The sequence below is a fragment of the Streptomyces coelicoflavus genome, assembly GCF_045041415.1.
In the GTDB taxonomy this organism is placed as follows: domain Bacteria; phylum Actinomycetota; class Actinomycetes; order Streptomycetales; family Streptomycetaceae; genus Streptomyces; species Streptomyces coelicoflavus.
In genome coordinates this window covers 5,488,924-5,503,628 of record NZ_CP108218.1, presented here as the reverse complement: position 1 = coordinate 5,503,628, position 14,705 = coordinate 5,488,924, and the positions used below count along the sequence as shown (strand labels likewise).

At 71.8% G+C, this 14,705-nt stretch carries 14 protein-coding genes; 12 read left to right on the top strand and 2 right to left on the bottom strand.

The features are described from left to right. Window positions 1–30: 30 nt before the first annotated feature. Window positions 31–768 (bottom strand): SDR family NAD(P)-dependent oxidoreductase, encoded by a 738-nt coding sequence (locus OHA99_RS24515; RefSeq protein ID WP_153179832.1) that lies wholly within the window; start codon window positions 766–768, stop codon window positions 31–33. A 127-nt stretch (window positions 769–895) separates the two neighbouring features. Here OHA99_RS24515 and OHA99_RS24510 point away from each other — a divergent pair, with 127 nt between their 5' ends. The 3 genes from OHA99_RS24510 to OHA99_RS24500 all read left to right on the top strand — a co-directional run bounded on the left by OHA99_RS24510 (window position 896) and on the right by OHA99_RS24500 (window position 2,833). Then, window positions 896–1,330 carry an Rrf2 family transcriptional regulator gene (locus OHA99_RS24510; protein WP_153179831.1) on the top strand — a complete coding sequence of 145 codons (435 nt, stop codon included), beginning with the start codon at window positions 896–898 and terminating at the stop codon, window positions 1,328–1,330. Window positions 1,331–1,525: 195 nt separating this feature from the next. Further along, window positions 1,526–2,191 carry a bifunctional 2-polyprenyl-6-hydroxyphenol methylase/3-demethylubiquinol 3-O-methyltransferase UbiG gene (locus tag OHA99_RS24505; protein WP_153179830.1) on the top strand — a complete coding sequence of 222 codons (666 nt, stop codon included), beginning with the start codon at window positions 1,526–1,528 and terminating at the stop codon, window positions 2,189–2,191. A gap of 84 nt (window positions 2,192–2,275) precedes the next feature. Further along, complete coding sequence (locus OHA99_RS24500) at window positions 2,276–2,833, top strand: Uma2 family endonuclease (RefSeq protein ID WP_153181977.1); 558 nt, start codon at window positions 2,276–2,278, stop codon at window positions 2,831–2,833. Between the two features lie 32 nt (window positions 2,834–2,865). On the opposite strand, the gene OHA99_RS24495 is transcribed toward OHA99_RS24500, so the two are convergent. Then, window positions 2,866–3,402, bottom strand: a complete 537-nt coding sequence (locus OHA99_RS24495; RefSeq protein WP_405697832.1) for an HNH endonuclease — start codon at window positions 3,400–3,402, stop codon at window positions 2,866–2,868. Window positions 3,403–3,658: 256 nt separating this feature from the next. Between OHA99_RS24495 and OHA99_RS24490 the strand changes: the two genes are divergently transcribed. The 9 genes from OHA99_RS24490 (at window position 3,659) to OHA99_RS24450 (ending at window position 14,642) form a co-directional block, all read left to right on the top strand. Continuing rightward, window positions 3,659–4,816, top strand: a complete 1,158-nt coding sequence (locus OHA99_RS24490; RefSeq protein WP_228126326.1) for a mechanosensitive ion channel family protein — start codon at window positions 3,659–3,661, stop codon at window positions 4,814–4,816. Between the two features lie 245 nt (window positions 4,817–5,061). After that, a complete protein-coding gene (locus OHA99_RS24485) occupies window positions 5,062–6,279 on the top strand; it encodes an ROK family protein (RefSeq protein WP_405697830.1) in 1,218 nt (405 codons plus the stop codon). A 98-nt stretch (window positions 6,280–6,377) separates the two neighbouring features. Further along, window positions 6,378–7,715 carry an ABC transporter substrate-binding protein gene (locus tag OHA99_RS24480; protein ID WP_381499948.1) on the top strand — a complete coding sequence of 446 codons (1,338 nt, stop codon included), beginning with the start codon at window positions 6,378–6,380 and terminating at the stop codon, window positions 7,713–7,715. 6 nt (window positions 7,716–7,721) lie between these two features. Continuing rightward, on the top strand, window positions 7,722–8,666 hold the full coding sequence (locus OHA99_RS24475; protein WP_153179826.1) for a carbohydrate ABC transporter permease: 945 nt from the start codon (window positions 7,722–7,724) through the stop codon (window positions 8,664–8,666). Then, window positions 8,663–9,577: a carbohydrate ABC transporter permease gene (locus OHA99_RS24470; RefSeq protein ID WP_153179825.1), complete on the top strand. Its 915-nt coding sequence runs from the start codon at window positions 8,663–8,665 to the stop codon at window positions 9,575–9,577. Before OHA99_RS24475 ends, OHA99_RS24470 begins: the two co-directional genes overlap by 4 nt. Before the next feature lie 7 nt (window positions 9,578–9,584). Beyond that, window positions 9,585–10,850, top strand: a complete 1,266-nt coding sequence (locus tag OHA99_RS24465) for a 6-phospho-beta-glucosidase (protein ID WP_153179824.1) — start codon at window positions 9,585–9,587, stop codon at window positions 10,848–10,850. Continuing rightward, entirely contained in the window at window positions 10,841–11,812 is a 972-nt protein-coding gene (locus OHA99_RS24460; RefSeq protein ID WP_366471856.1) for a BadF/BadG/BcrA/BcrD ATPase family protein, read from the top strand. The genes OHA99_RS24465 and OHA99_RS24460 overlap by 10 nt, the downstream gene beginning before the upstream one ends. A 212-nt stretch (window positions 11,813–12,024) precedes the next feature. Further along, window positions 12,025–13,509, top strand: a complete 1,485-nt coding sequence (locus OHA99_RS24455; protein ID WP_405697826.1) for a hypothetical protein — start codon at window positions 12,025–12,027, stop codon at window positions 13,507–13,509. An 83-nt stretch (window positions 13,510–13,592) separates the two neighbouring features. Next, window positions 13,593–14,642, top strand: a complete 1,050-nt coding sequence (locus OHA99_RS24450; protein WP_153179823.1) for a glutamate ABC transporter substrate-binding protein — start codon at window positions 13,593–13,595, stop codon at window positions 14,640–14,642. The last annotated feature ends 63 nt before the right edge of the window (window positions 14,643–14,705 follow it).

Genomic DNA, 14,705 nt, shown 5'->3' with positions numbered 1-14,705 from the left:
GCCGCCGTGACCGAACGCGGCTGACGGGTGTCACACCTGCGCGTAGCCACCGTCGGCGAAGAACTCGGCACCATTGACGTAACTCGACGCGTCCGAGGCGAGGAACGTCGTCAGGGCGGCGATCTCTTCGGGTTCGGCGAGCCGGCCGAGCGGGACCTCGCCTTCGGCCTGCTGGAGAGCCTCGGGCGGGAGCAGCTCCAGCAGACCAGGGGTGCGCGTCGCGCCCGGGGACACGACGTTGACCCGGAAGCCGTGCGTGCGCGAGCTGAGGGCCCAGCCACGGGCGAGGTTGCGGATGGCGGCCTTCGACGCCCCGTAGACCTCGAGTCCCTGGGTGGGCCGTGTCGAGGCGGTCGAACCCGTCAGGATCACCGAAGCGTTGGAGCTGAGCAGCGGCAGCGCCTGCTGCAGGGTGAAGATCGTTCCCTTGACGTTGACGGCGAACATCGAGTCGATCAGCTCCTCCGTCACCTCCCCGAACGCAGCCACGGTGCCGATGCCTGCATTGGCGACCAGCACGTCGATGCGGCCGGCCCGGTCGCGCACCGTGCCGTAGAACGCGTCGAGGTCCGCGGGCACGGAGACATCACAGACCACGCCGGTCACGGCAGGTCCGAGCTCGGCGGTCGCGGCCTCGAGCGCGTCCTTGCGGCGACCGGTGATGAAGACCTCGGCGCCCTCGTCGCGGAACGCGCGTGCGGTCGCGAACCCGATGCCGGTGCTGCCCCCAGTGACCACGGCGATCTTGCCCGTGAGTGACTTGCCCATTCGTCCCACCTCGTTGATCGACCCTTCAGATAGTCGCAACACTAATTGTTACGACAGCTTGTCGCAACCTTCGTTGTTACGACTGCACTGTCGTAACATGAAGCGTTGCGGCCGGGAGGAGGGACTCATGAGCGCCAACAGCAGGCTGACCATCGCCGCCCACGCGCTGGCCTGGATCGGTCTCTACCAGCGCCAGGGCCACGAGGTCGCCACCTCCGAGCAGATCGCGGCCAGCGCGAACACCAACCCCGTGGTGATCAGACGGCTGCTCGGCGAGCTGCGCAGGGCCGGGCTCGTGGAGTCCCGACGGGGTGTGGGCGCGGGCTGGTCGCTGGCGCGCGAGCCGGGGTCGATGACCCTGCTCGACGTGTACGAGGCAGTGGAACCCGGCCCCCTGTTCGCGATGCACCGCACCACCCCGGACCAGGGATGCGTGGTGGGTCACGGCATCCAGCCGGCGATGCAGGACATCTACGAGGGCATCGAGGAGACCGTGCGGCACGAGCTGGCCCGCGTCACGCTCGAAGACGTACTCCGGAACGTACTCGCGACACCTCGCTAGCCTTCCTCACGCCCGGGCTCGGCACGCGCGGCGACAGCGGCTGTGCGCTCTCAGGCTGCGCGAAGAAGGCAGAAAGGGTGCCCGGCGGGGCCGGCGTGCGGTCGGCGCCCGCTCCTGTTCCGAGGCCGTGCAGGAATCCTTCGCCGGGTTCGAGCATCCTGCTGCACCAAGAGCACCTAGCCGTCGGAGGACAGCATGACGTTGGCCGGCTTGACCCCGCACCGCCTCGCTCAGGCGCTCGACCGGTTCAACGCCGCTCACCCCTGGGACCACAACGCCCACTACCACCGCTGGATCCTGCGGCAGCTCCCTCGCCGGTTCGGCAGCGCGCTGGACGTCGGTTCCGGCACCGGTGACCTGGCCCGCCTGCTCGCCACCCGGGCCGACGAGGTCCGCGGCGTCGATTCGGATCCGGCGATCACCGCACAGGCGCGCGCGCTGACTCCCGAGCCGACGGCGGCCTCCTTCGCCGTCGCCGACGCCCTGACGGACCTCCCCGCCGGACCCCACGACGTCATCACCTGCGTCGCCACCCTCCACCACCTGCCGTTCACCGAGGCCCTGGACACCTTCCGCAGCCGCCTCGCTCCCGGCGGCACCCTGGTCGTCCTCGGCCTCTACCGGCCGCGGACCGCCACGGACCACCTGCTCGGCGCGGCCGCCGTCCTCCCGAACGCCGCCCTCGGGTGGCTCAAGAACAGGGGCCGGGCCGCACCCCGCCCGGCCTCGATGACCGCCCGGACCCGGCCGGCCGACATGGCGTTCTCCGGCATCGTCGAAGCGGCACGCGCGGTTCTGCCCGGAGCCCGGCTGCGGCGGCGTCTCTTCTGGCGCTACTCCCTCATCTGGCGCCGCCCCTGACCGGCCGGATCTCCCCTACGCTGAGGGTGTGGACCCCCGCAGATCCGGAGGAGCCTAGTAACCGTGACCGCCGACAGGCCGCAGATGCTCGTCACCGAGTTCGAGGAACTCGCCCGCCATGCCGACCGGAGCATAGAAGGCGCGCGGCTCGAGTTCATCAACGGACATCTTGGGGGGAGGGCCGTGCCCGACGGCGACCACGGACGCGTCATCCAATGGCTGACGCGAATCTGCATGCAGCACCGACCCGACCTGTGGCTGGATCCGACACAGGGACTGGTGGTCGAGGCGTACCGGGGCGGCCGTGCCCGGCCGGACGGCTCACTGGCCCCGGCTGATGCCTTCGTGGGCCAGGGCGAATGGGCCGACCCCGCCCCCGTCCTCATGGTCGTCGAGGTCACCTCGTACGACTCGGACACCGACCGGCGCGACCGCGTCGACAAGCCCCGGGCGTATGCCGGGACCGGCATCCCGGTGTATCTGCTGATCGACCGGGACACCTGCGAGGTCAAGGTGCACAGCCGTCCGGACGGGGGACGGTACGAGACCGTGCAGACGCTGCCCTTCGGCAAGGAGGTCGCGCTGCCCGAGCCGGTCGGGATCGTGCTGGACACCGAGCCGCTGAAGAACTGGGTGCGCTGACCCGGAGACGGAGTAGGCGGAGGCCCGGACCGTCAGGCGGAAATGCCGTCGATCCGGGCCATGGCGTCCTCCGCGCCGTACGGCTGCAAGTACGGCATCCAGCGCGGGTCCCGATGTCCCGTGCCGATGATGCGCCAGGCCAGTCCGGTCGGCGGAGCCGGTTTGTGGCGCAGGCGCCAGCCCAGCTCGACCAGGTGGCGGTCGGCCTTGACGTGGTTGCAGCGGCGGCAGGACGCCACCACGTTGTCCCACGCGTGCAGACCCCCGCGACTGCGCGGGATGACGTGGTCGACGCTGGTGGCGACGGCGCCGCAGTACATGCAGCGGCCTCCGTCGCGGGCGAACAGGGCGCGGCGGGTGAGCGGGACGGGCCCCCGGTAGGGCACCCGCACGAAGCGCTTGAGCCGGACCACGCTGGGTGCGGGCACGGTGACGGTCGCGCTGTGCAGAAAGGCGCCGGACTCCTCGAGGCACACGGCCTTGTTCTCCAGGACGAGGACGAGCGCGCGGCGGAGCGGTACGACGCCGAGTGGCTCGTACGACGCGTTGAGGACCAGGACATGCGGCACGGGTGCCTCCTTGGGCGTCGGCGGCGCGTGGCTCGCGCCGGGACGATCTGGTTCAGTCTCCCCTCATGGCTGGTCGTAGCGCCACCATGTCCCGGTAACGGGCTGGGAGTGTTTTCGACCACACGGGATCCGTGGCCGCGGGCGTGACCAGTCCGGGCGGGGGTGAGCGGCGTCCCGCCCGCCCGTTTCGGGCCGAACCGCGTCCGGTGCCCCGTTAGTGTGGTGCATCTGCCCGTCCGGTGACCTTTCCGTGACCTTGGACCGGACCTCGGACCGGACCGCGCAGGACGGGCCGCCGCATCTGGAGGTTTCCGCCGTGTCCCTGTCCGCCGCCGTCCTGTCGGCCGCCGGTTCGTCCCCCTCCCCTTCGCCGACCCCTTCCGCCCCGACCGTGCCCTCGCTGCGGGAGGCCCACGAGAGCGCGACCAACGCCGCGGGCTGGGTCGAGGAGAACTGGTCGACGTGGCTCGCGATCGGGCTGCGGGTGCTGCTGATCGTGGTGATCGCGGTGGTGCTGCGCGCCGTCGTGCGGCGGGCGATCAGCAAGTTCATAGAACGGATGAACCGGCGGACCGGAACGTCCGGCGGTACCGCGCTGAGCGGGCTGCTGGTCAACGCCGAGCGGCGCCGGCAGCGGTCGGAGGCCATCGGGTCCGTCCTGCGCTCGGTGGCCAGCTTCCTCATCCTCGGCACCGCGGCGCTGATGGTGCTTGGCACCTTCCAGATCAACCTGGCCCCGCTCCTTGCCTCCGCCGGTGTCGCCGGTGTCGCGATCGGCTTCGGCGCCCGCAACCTGGTCACCGACTTCCTGTCCGGCGTCTTCATGATCCTTGAGGACCAGTACGGCGTCGGCGACAGCATCGACGCGGGCGTGGCCTCCGGCGAGGTCATCGAGGTCGGACTGCGGGTGACCAAGCTGCGCGGCGCCGACGGCGAGATCTGGTACGTCCGCAACGGCGAGGTCAAGCGCATCGGCAACCTCTCCCAGGGCTGGTCCACGGCCGGCGTCGACGTCACCGTCCGCTCCGACGAGAACCTGGACAAGGTGAAGGAGACGCTCACCGCGGTGGGCGAGCGGATGAGCAAGGAAGAGCCCTGGAACGAGATGCTCTGGGGCCCGATCGAGATCCTCGGGCTGGACTCCGTCCTGCTGGACTCGATGGTGGTGCGGGTGTCCGCGAAGACCATGCCCGGCAAGTCCCTCACCGTCGAGCGCGAGCTGCGCTGGCGCATCAAGCGGGCCTTCGACGCGGCCGGCATCGCGATCGTCGGCGGCGCCACCGTCCCGCTGGAGGGCGCCCCGGCCGCCGCCGACCCGACGGCGGGCGTCGCGGCACCGTCGGCGTACGCGAGCACCGTGTCGCCGCAGTCCATCGCCGCGTCCCCGATTCCGCCGCCCAGCACCAGCAAGTAGACCGGGCAGCCGGGCCCGCACCCCCGGCTCCGCTCCCGCTCCCGCTCCCGAGGTAACGACTGCGTTGCCTCGGGGGCGGTCTCTTGACGGCTCCCGGCGGGCGGGCCTACGTTCTCGGTCCAACAGGAAACTTTCCTAACAGACGCGCACAGCCTTACGGTCAGGACGTTTCCCGTGATCCGCGCGGTGGACTTCCCCACCGCCCCCTGAAAAGCTGAGCGGTCGAGAGGCAGGTGTGGACACGCATGGCAGGAACCGCCGGTACGCCGGGCACCCCGCGCGTCCTGCGCGCCATGAACGACCGGGCCGCACTCGACCTCCTGCTGGAGCACGGGCCGCTGTCCCGGACCCGGATCGGCAAGCTGACCGGGCTGTCGAAGCCGACGGCCTCGCAACTGCTGGCCCGGCTGGAGGCGGCCGGACTGGTCCTGGCCGGGGGCACGACCGAGGGACGCCCCGGCCCCGGCGCCCAGCTCTACGAGGTCAACCCGGCCGCCGCGTACGCCGCCGGGCTCGACGTCAGCCCGGACCGCGTCCTGGCCGCCGTCGCCGACGTCACCGGACGCACGGTCGGCCGGTACGAGCTGCCCACCCCGGGCCGGCGCCCCGCCACCCCCGTCGTGCAGCAGGTCACCGACGCCCTCGACGGCGCCGTGAAGGCGGCCGGTCTCGACCGCAGCGCCGTCCACCGCCTCGTCATCGGCACGCCGGGCGCCTTCGACCCGGGCACCGGGCGGCTGCGCTACGCCTCCCACCTGCCCGGCTGGCACTCCCCCACCCTGCTCGACGAACTCGCCGCCGCGCTGCCGATGCCGGTGGAGTACGAGAACGACGTGAACCTCGCCGCCGTCGCCGAGCAGCGCCTCGGCGCGGCCCGGGACCACGAGGACTTCGTCCTGCTGTGGAACCAGGAGGGCCTGGGCGCCGCCCTGGTCCTCGGCGGCCGGCTGCACCGCGGCTGGACCGGCGGCGCCGGGGAGGTCGGCTTCCTGCCGGTGCCGGGCGCCCCGCTGGTGCGCAAGGTCAGCCGTACCGGCAGCGGCGGCTTCCAGGAACTGGCCGGTTCCCAGGCCCTGGCGGGACTGGCCCGGGAGCTGGGGGTCACCGACGTGCCGTCGGGGCCGTACACCGAGGTCGCCGCCGCCCTGGTGGCCCGCGCCGCGCGGGCCGAGGACGACGACGACCCGCACCGCCGGCTGCTCCAGACCTACGCCACCCGCCTGGCCACCGGCCTCGCCTCCCTCGTCTCGGTCCTGGACCCCGAGCTGGTGGTCCTGAGCGGCACCTCGCTCACCGCGGGCGGCGAGGCGCTGCGCGACCTGGTCCGGGACGAGCTGGAGGAACTGGCCGCCTCCCGGCCCCGGCTCGCCGTCGGTGACGTGACCGAGCACCCCGTCCTGCGCGGTGCGCTGGAGAGCGCGCTCGCGACCACCCGCGACGAGGTCTTCGACACCTCGCGCTGACCCCCGCGCCACCCGACTCGCCCCACCCCGCATCGCCCCACTCGCCCCACCCACTCGCCCCACCCACCTGTCCCCGCCCTGCCCCTGGGAGCTTCGCCATGCCCGGAATATCCAGGAAAGCGGCCCTCGCGGTCGCCGCCTCCGCCTCCCTCGCCCTGCTCGCCACCGCCTGTACCGGCCAGTCGGAATCCGGCGCCTCCGACGACCCGAACGCCGAGACGACCATCACCTTCTGGCACGGCTGGAGCGCCCCCGCCGAGGTGAAGGCCGTCCAGGCCAACGTGGACCGCTTCGAGAAGGCGCACCCCAACATCAAGGTGAAGGTCGTCGGCAACATCAACGACGACAAGCTCAACCAGGCCCTGCGCGCGGGCGGTTCGAGCGGCCCCGACGTGGTGTCCTCGTTCACCACCTCCAACATCGGCAAGTTCTGTTCCTCGGGCGCCTTCCTCGACCTGAAGCCGTTCGTCGAGAAGTCGAAGCTCGACCTGGACGCGCTCATCCCGAAGCCGATGCTGGAGTACACCCAGTTCGACGGGACGCGCTGCGCCCTGCCGCTACTCGGCGACGCCTACGGCCTCTACTACAACAAGGACGCCTTCGAGGCGGCCGGGATCAAGGCCCCGCCGAAGACCTGGTCCGAGTTCGCCCAAGTGGCGAAGAAGCTGACGAAGACCAAGGGCGACGGGTACCAGCAGCTCGGCTTCATGCCGAACTACCACGGCTACGAGACCGTCGTCGACCACTACATGTCCCAGTGGGACCACGCCTACTTCGACGAGGACGGCAGGTCCAGCGTCGCCAAGGACCCGGCGTTCGCCGAGATGTTCACCTACCAGAAGAAGCTCGTCGACGACCTCGGCGGCTTCGAGAAGCTGGAGAAGTACCGCAACACCTTCGGCGACGAGTGGGGCGCCAAGCACCCCTTCCACACCGGCCAGGTCGCCATGCAGCTGGACGGCGAGTGGCGGCTCGGCATGGCGAAGGACGCCGGGGTCGGCTTCGAGATCGGCACCGCGCCGATGCCCGTCGCCGACGACGAGGTGGCCGAGTACGGCAAGGGCTTCCTCTCCGGCACCGTCATGGGCATCGCCCCGCAGAGCAAGAAGCAGAACGCGGCGTGGGAGCTGGTGAAGTACATGACGACCGACACCGAGGCCGTCGTCTCCTTCGCCAACGCCATCCGCAACGTGCCCTCCACCTTCCCGGCCCTCAAGTCGCCCGACCTGAAGACCGACCCGGCGTTCAAGACCTTCCTGGACATCGCCCAGCACCCCGAGTCCAACTCCCCGCCGGCCTCCGTCAACGGCGCCACCTACCAGCTCACGCTCCAGGACTTCGGCTACCAGTACGAGTCGGGCAAGGTGAAGGACCTCAAGGCCGGTCTGGAGAAGACCGCCGCGCAGATCGACCGCGACATCGCGCAGGCGAAGTAGCGGTCCATGGCCACCAACACGCTCCGCGCGAAGCGCCGTTCCTCGGCGCTTCGGACGGCGGCCTTCATGTCGCCCTGGCTCGTCGGGTTCGGCGTCTTCTTCGCCTACCCCCTGGTGTCCACCGTGTACTTCTCGCTGATGAAGTACGACGGCTTCGGCGTCCCGGAGTTCCGGGGCCTGGAGAACTGGGCGTACGTCTTCCAGGACTACCCGCTGTTCTGGCCGGCCCTGCGCAACACCCTCTGGCTGGTCCTGGTGATGGTGACCTGCCGGGTGGTGTTCGGGCTCGGGGTCGGGCTGCTCATCACGAAGATCAGGACGGGCGCCGGGGTCTTCCGGACTCTCTTCTACCTGCCCTACCTCGCCCCGCCCGTCGCCGCGACGCTCGCCTTCGTCTTCCTCCTCAACCCCGGTACGGGGCCGGTCAACTCGGTCCTGGAGGGGCTGGGCGTACCGGCGCCCGGCTGGTTCACGGACGCCGCCTGGTCCAAGCCGGCGCTGACCGCGCTCGCGGTGTGGGGCGTGGGCGACCTGATGGTGATCTTCATGGCGGCGCTGCTGGACGTGCCGAAGGAGCAGTACGAGGCGGCCGAGCTGGACGGGGCGTCGGCCTGGCAGCGGTTCCGGTTCGTGACGCTGCCGAACATCTCGCCGATCGTGCTGTTCGCCGTGGTCACGGGCGTGATCCAGACCATGCAGTACTACACGCAGCCCTTGGTCGCCGGGAAGGTCGCCTCCGGGATCATCGGCGGCTCCGGGCAGTCCTTCGAGCCGGGCTATCCCGACAAGTCGACCCTCACCCTCCCCCAGCTCGTCTACAACCTCGGCTTCCAGCGCTTCGACTACGGCTCCGCCTGTGTGGTCGCGCTCGTGCTGTTCGCCCTGGCCATGGCGTTCACGGCGCTGCTGATGCGCCGCCGGGGCGGACTTCTCCAGGCAGGTGACCGATGACCACCCAGGTACCGACGGCCCAGGCGCCGGCCCGGCCCGTCGCGGCCGGCAGCACGCCGCCGCCCACCGAGGAACGCACCGCCCGCCGGCGGGTCCTGCTGCACTGGATCGCCGTCCACTCCCTGGGCCTGGCCGCCGCTCTCTTCTTCACCCTGCCGTTCGTCTTCGTGGTCCTCACCTCGCTGATGAGCGACCAGCAGGCCCTCACCCGCGACCTGTGGCCGCACACCTGGGAGTGGGGCAACTACCGGACCGTCCTGGACACGCCCGGCTTCCTCACCTGGTGGAAGAACACGCTGCTGTACGCGGGGCTCGGCACCGTGCTCACCGTGGCGTCCTCGATCCCGGTGGCCTACGCGCTGGCCAAGTTCCGCTTCCGGGGGCGGCACCTGTCCCTGATGCTGGTGATCTCGATGATGATGCTGCCCCCGCAGGTGATCATCATCCCGATGTACCTGTTCTGGGCGAAGCAGCTGGACCTGTCCGGCACGCTCTGGCCGCTGATCATCCCGATGGCCTTCGGCGACGCCTTCTCCATCTTCCTGCTGCGGCAGTTCCTGCTGACCATCCCGGACGAGTACCTGGACGCCGCGAAGGTCGACGGCTGCGGGGAGCTGCGCACCCTGCTGAAGGTCGTCCTGCCGATGGCGAAGCCGGGCATCGCCGCCGTGGCCCTCTTCCAGTTCTTCTACGCCTGGAACGACTACTTCGGCCCCCAGATCTACGCCTCCGAGAACACCGGCGCCTGGACCCTCTCCTACGGCCTGGAGTCCTTCAAGGGCGCCCACCACACCGACTGGAACCTCACCATGGCCGCGACCGTGCTGGTCATGGCCCCCGTGATCCTCGTGTTCTTCTTCGCGCAGAAGGCGTTCGTCGAGGGCGTCACACTGACCGGAGTAAAGGGTTGATGACTTCATGAAACTCACCGTGGTCGGCGGCGGTTCGACCTACACGCCCGAACTGATCGACGGTTTCGCCCGGTTGCGGGACACGCTTCCGGTGGAGGAGCTGGTCCTCGTCGATCCGGCCGCGGACCGGCTGGAGCTGGTGGGCGGGCTCGCCCGCCGCATCTTCGCCCGGCAGGGGCACGGTGGCCGCGTGGTCACCACCTCCGACCTGGACGCGGCCGTCGACGGCGCCGACGCCGTACTGCTCCAACTGCGGGTCGGCGGGCAGGCGGCCAGGCAGCAGGACGAGACCTGGCCGCTGGAGTGCGGCTGCGTCGGGCAGGAGACGACCGGCGCGGGCGGGCTCGCCAAGGCGCTGCGCACGGTGCCGGTGGTGCTGGACATCGCCGAGCGGGTGCGCCGGGCCAACCCGGACGCGTGGATCATCGACTTCACCAACCCGGTCGGCATCGTCACCCGCGCCCTGCTCCAGGCCGGGCACCGGGCGGTCGGGCTGTGCAACGTGGCGATCGGGCTGCAACGGAAGTTCGCCGGACTGCTCGGGGTGACGCCCGCCGACGTCCACCTGGACCACGTCGGCCTCAACCACCTCACCTGGGAGACCGCCGTACGGCTCGGCGGCCCCGAGGGCGAGGACGTGCTGCCCCGCCTGCTGGCCGAGCACGGGGACGCGGTCGCCGCCGACCTGCGTCTGCCCCGGCCGCTCCTGGACCGCCTGGGCGTCGTCCCCTCCTACTACCTGCGCTACTACTACGCCCACGACGAGGTCGTCGACGAGCTGCGCACCAAGCCGTCCCGGGCCGCCGAGGTCGCGGAGATGGAACGGCAGCTCCTCGAGATGTACGGCGACCCGGCCCTGGACGAGAAGCCCGCGCTGCTCGCCAAGCGCGGCGGCGCCTACTACTCCGAGGCCGCCGTGGACCTCGCCGCTGCCCTGCTCGGCGGCGCGGGCTCCCCGTACCAGGTGGTGAACACCTACAACCGGGGCACGCTGCCCTTCCTCCCCGACGACGCGGTGATCGAGGTGCCGGCGGCGGTGGGCGGCAAGGGCGCCGCCCCGCTGCCGGTGGCGGAGGTGGACCCGCTGTACGCGGGGCTGATGGCGAACGTGACGGCGTACGAGGACCTGGCCCTGGACGCCGCCCTGCGCGGCGGGCGGGACCGGGTGTTCCGGGCGCTGCTCGCCCACCCCCTGGTCGGCCAGTACGCCTACGCCGAGCAGCTCACCGACCGGCTGATCGCGCACAACCGGGAGCACCTGGCGTGGACCTGAGCGCAAGCGTCCTCGCCGTCGACGCGGGCAACAGCAAGACCGACGTGGCCGTGGTCGCGGCCGACGGGGAGGTCCTCGCCACGGCACGCGGCGGTGCCTTCCGCCCGCCCGCCGTGGGTGTCGAGCAGGCCGTGGACGCCCTGGCGGACGCGGTGACGCGGGCCTTCGCGGCGGCCGGGGTCACCTCCGTCGAGCACGTGTCGGCGTGCCTGGCCAACGCCGACCTGCCCGTGGAGGAGGAACAGCTGGCCGCCGCGCTGCACGCGCGCGCGTGGGGCGGGAGCGTCGAGGTCCGCAACGACACGTTCGCGGTCCTGCGGGCGGGCGTCGCCGAGCCGCTGGGGGTCGCCGTCGTGTGCGGGGCGGGCGTCAACTGCGTCGGCATGCGCCCCGACGGCCGTACCGCCCGCTTCCCGGCCATCGGCCGCATCTCCGGGGACTGGGGCGGCGGCTGGGGGCTGGCCGAGGAGGCGCTGTGGCACGCCGCGCGCGCGGAGGACGGCCGGGGGGAGCCGACCGAGCTGGCCCGCACGCTGCCGGCGCACTTCGGCCTCGACTCGATGTACGCGCTCATCGAGGCCCTGCACCTGCGGCGGGTCGAGCCGGTACGGCGGCACGAGCTGACCCCGGTGCTGTTCGCCACGGCGGCGGACGGCGACCAGCTCGCCCGGTCGGTGGTGGACCGGCAGGCCGACGAGGTGGTGGCGATGGCCACGGTCGCGCTGACCCGCCTCGACCTGCTGGACGAGCCGGCGCCGGTCCTGCTGGGGGGCAGCGTGCTGGCGGCCCGGCACCCGCGGCTCGACGACCGGATACGGGAGCTGCTGGCGGCCCGCGCCCCCAAGGCGGTGCCGCGCGTGGTGACGGCCCCGCCGGTGCTGGGCTCGGTGCTGCTGGGGCTCGACCACGTGGGCGCGGGGCCGGGGGCCGGTGAGCGGGCGCGGGAGCACTTCACCGCCTGAGCCGCCGGCGCCCACCCGCGTCACCCGCCCCGTCACCCGCCGTGTCGGCGACCGGGAACCGGTACGGGGAACCGAACCGGTTCCCGTGGCGTATTCATGGGCAGGGGTGGTGCGTTGCACCGGAATCGCATCAAGATCGGGTGAAGCCCGGTGCGCATACCGGTGCGGGCAGCGATACTTGCGGCGACGGATGACCATGGGGGAGGTCAGCAGTGACTCAACCGCCGAAGGGCGGCGCGGCGCCGCCGCCGGGCACGGGCGTGCCCGCTCCGCCCGCCGTACCGCCTCGTTCCGCGCCGGTGCCCGGGCCGCGGGCGGGCGGTGCGTTGTCCGCTCCCCCGTCGCCTCCCTCTCCCCCACCGCCCCCGTCGCCGCCGGCCCGGCGCCGTACCGCCTTCGCCGAGGGCGTGGACCGGCTGCGCGCGGCGGCGGTCACCGAACCGGGGCGGCTGCGCATCATCGGCGCGCTGCTCGCCGTGCTCGTGATCGCCTTCGGCGCCGTCACCGCCTGGCAGATGAACGAGCGGACCACGGCCGCCGACGACGTACTGACCCGCAGCCAGCCGCTCAGTTCCGCCGCGGCCGACATCTACCGCTCCCTCGCCGAGGCCAACACCGCGGCCTCCAGCGGCTTCCTGGCCGGCGGCCAGGAGACGGAGGACTCCCGCACGCGCTACGACCACGGGATCCGCGCGGCCGCCGAGGGGCTCGTGACGGCCGCCGCCAACTCCGAGCCCAAGTCCCCGGCGGCGAAGACCATCGCCGAACTCAACCGGCTGCTGCCCGAGTACAAGGGCCTGGTCGAGCGCGCCCGCACCTACAACCGGCAGGGCTTCCCGGTCGGCGGCGCCTATCTGCGCTACGCCAACGAGAAGATGCAGAAGGAGATGCTCCCGGCGGCGGAGGACCTCTACACCAAGGAGAACCAGCGGCTGAGCGTCGACTACGGCGACGCAAAGCCCTACCCGTGGGCGGCGATCGCGCTGGGCGTCGTCCTGCTCGCCGCGCTGGCCTGGGCCCAGCACCGCACTTACCGGCGCACCAACCGGGTCCTGAACCACGGCCTGGTCGCCGCGACCGCCGCCTCCGCGATCGTGCTGCTCTGGCTGGCCGTCGGCCACGGCATCGCACGGTCGAAGCTGACCGACTCCTACGAGCACGGCGTGCGCTCCCTCAACGCGCTGAACGAGGCCCGCATCGCCTCCCTCAAGGCCCGGGGCAACGAGAACCTGACCCTGGTCTCCCGCGGCGCCGAGACCACCAAGGTGGACGGCAAGACGTACGACTCCTACGACCTGGCCTTCGGCAAGAACATGGACGCCCTCGGCAAGGCGCTGACCGAGGCGGGGCGGCTCGCCGACGACGAGGCCGGCGAACAGCCGGTCGGCACGGCGAACGGCAACATGACGGAGTGGAAGAAGCGGCACACCTCGGCCCGTGAGCAGGACGAGAACGGCAACTACCAGCAGGCGCTGGACCTGGTGATCGGCGGCGACGGCGCCACGGTCGAGTGCTTCGACGGCGTCGACGCCGCGCTCGCCACCGCCCTGAAGCACGAGAAGGCGGAGTTCGAGCAGGCGGCGGGCGACGGTCTGGACGCGATGGGCTACCTGCCCCAGGGCGCCGGCGTGCTCGCCGCGCTGGGCGCGGCCGGCGCGCTCATAGGCATCGGCCGCAGGCTGTCGGAGTACCGGTGAAGCGGGCCGCGGACCCGGCGGGCGGGCGGGAAGGAGGGCCCATGAAGCCCGTGGCGGCGGTACCCGGGAAGGGAGGCGTGAGGATGCGTGCGCGACGGTTGCGGACCGGCCTGAAGGGCTGGGGCGGGGTGGGGGCGATGGCCCTCGCCTGCGTCCTCGCGGTGCTGGCCGCCCTGCTCCTGCCGTCGGTCCACTCACCCGGCGACGCGGGTGGCGGTGGTGCGGACGGCGGCGGCCACGGCGTCGCCCACGGCAGCCAGGCACGGGCCGCCGAGGAGTGCACGGACCCGGAGAAGCAGACCCTTGCCCCGTCCGGCGACGACGGGCCCACCATCGACGCGATCCGCGCCCGCGAGGGCGAGAAGCGCAAGCTGATCGTCGGCGTCGACCAGAACAGCTACCGCTGGGGCTACCGTGACCCGAACAGCGGCGGCGACGCCGAGCTGGAGGGCTTCGACATCGACCTGGCACACCGGATCGCGAAGGACGTCCTCGGCGACGAGGACGCCGTGCAGTTCAAGGCCATCCCCACCGACCAGCGCATCCCCGCCATCCAGGACGGCCGGGTCGACATGGTGGTCCGCACGATGACCATCAACTGCGACCGGATGAAGGACGTGGCGTTCTCCGCCCCCTACTTCCGCACCGGCCAGCAGGTCCTGGCGCCCAAGTCCTCGAAGATCACCGGGTACGACCCCTCCCTGGCCGACACGGAGATCTGCACGGCGGCGGGTTCGACGGCGCTGAGCACGCTGGAGCAGGACCGGACGGACGGCACGCTGCCCGAGGGCGTCGATCTGCGCACCACCGTGCCCAACCAACTGGACTGCCTGGTGAGGCTCCAGCTCGGTGAGGTCGATGCGGTGGTCACCGACGGCGCCCTCGCCGCCAGCCAGGCCGCGCAGGACCCGACGGTCGAGCTGAAGGGCGACGCCTTCACCACCGAGTACTACGGCGTGGCGATGAAGAAGGACGCCGACGATCTGGTACGCCGGGTCAACCGGGTCCTGGAGCAGTGGCGCGCGGACGGGGCGGAGGGGTGGCAGCACTCGTACGACCGCTGGCTGTCGGGGACCATGGACGACGCGGCGAAGTCGCTGCCGCCGCCCCCGCGATACCTGCGCAAGGGCTGACGGCCCGCGGCGCGGGCGGAAAAAGCACCCACGCAGCACACGCAGCACACGCAGCACACGCAG

Coding starts and splice junctions, on each gene's coding strand:
- OHA99_RS24475 (WP_153179826.1), top strand. CDS start 7,722: ATGGCCACCAACACGCTCCGCGCGAAGCGCCGTTCCTCGGCGCTTCGG.
- OHA99_RS24510 (WP_153179831.1), top strand. CDS start 896: ATGAGCGCCAACAGCAGGCTGACCATCGCCGCCCACGCGCTGGCCTGG.
- OHA99_RS24500 (WP_153181977.1), top strand. CDS start 2,276: ATGCTCGTCACCGAGTTCGAGGAACTCGCCCGCCATGCCGACCGGAGC.
- OHA99_RS24485 (WP_405697830.1), top strand. CDS start 5,062: ATGGCAGGAACCGCCGGTACGCCGGGCACCCCGCGCGTCCTGCGCGCC.
- OHA99_RS24470 (WP_153179825.1), top strand. CDS start 8,663: ATGACCACCCAGGTACCGACGGCCCAGGCGCCGGCCCGGCCCGTCGCG.
- OHA99_RS24480 (WP_381499948.1), top strand. CDS start 6,378: ATGCCCGGAATATCCAGGAAAGCGGCCCTCGCGGTCGCCGCCTCCGCC.
- OHA99_RS24505 (WP_153179830.1), top strand. CDS start 1,526: ATGACGTTGGCCGGCTTGACCCCGCACCGCCTCGCTCAGGCGCTCGAC.
- OHA99_RS24450 (WP_153179823.1), top strand. CDS start 13,593: ATGCGTGCGCGACGGTTGCGGACCGGCCTGAAGGGCTGGGGCGGGGTG.
- OHA99_RS24515 (WP_153179832.1), bottom strand. CDS start 768: ATGGGCAAGTCACTCACGGGCAAGATCGCCGTGGTCACTGGGGGCAGC.
- OHA99_RS24465 (WP_153179824.1), top strand. CDS start 9,585: ATGAAACTCACCGTGGTCGGCGGCGGTTCGACCTACACGCCCGAACTG.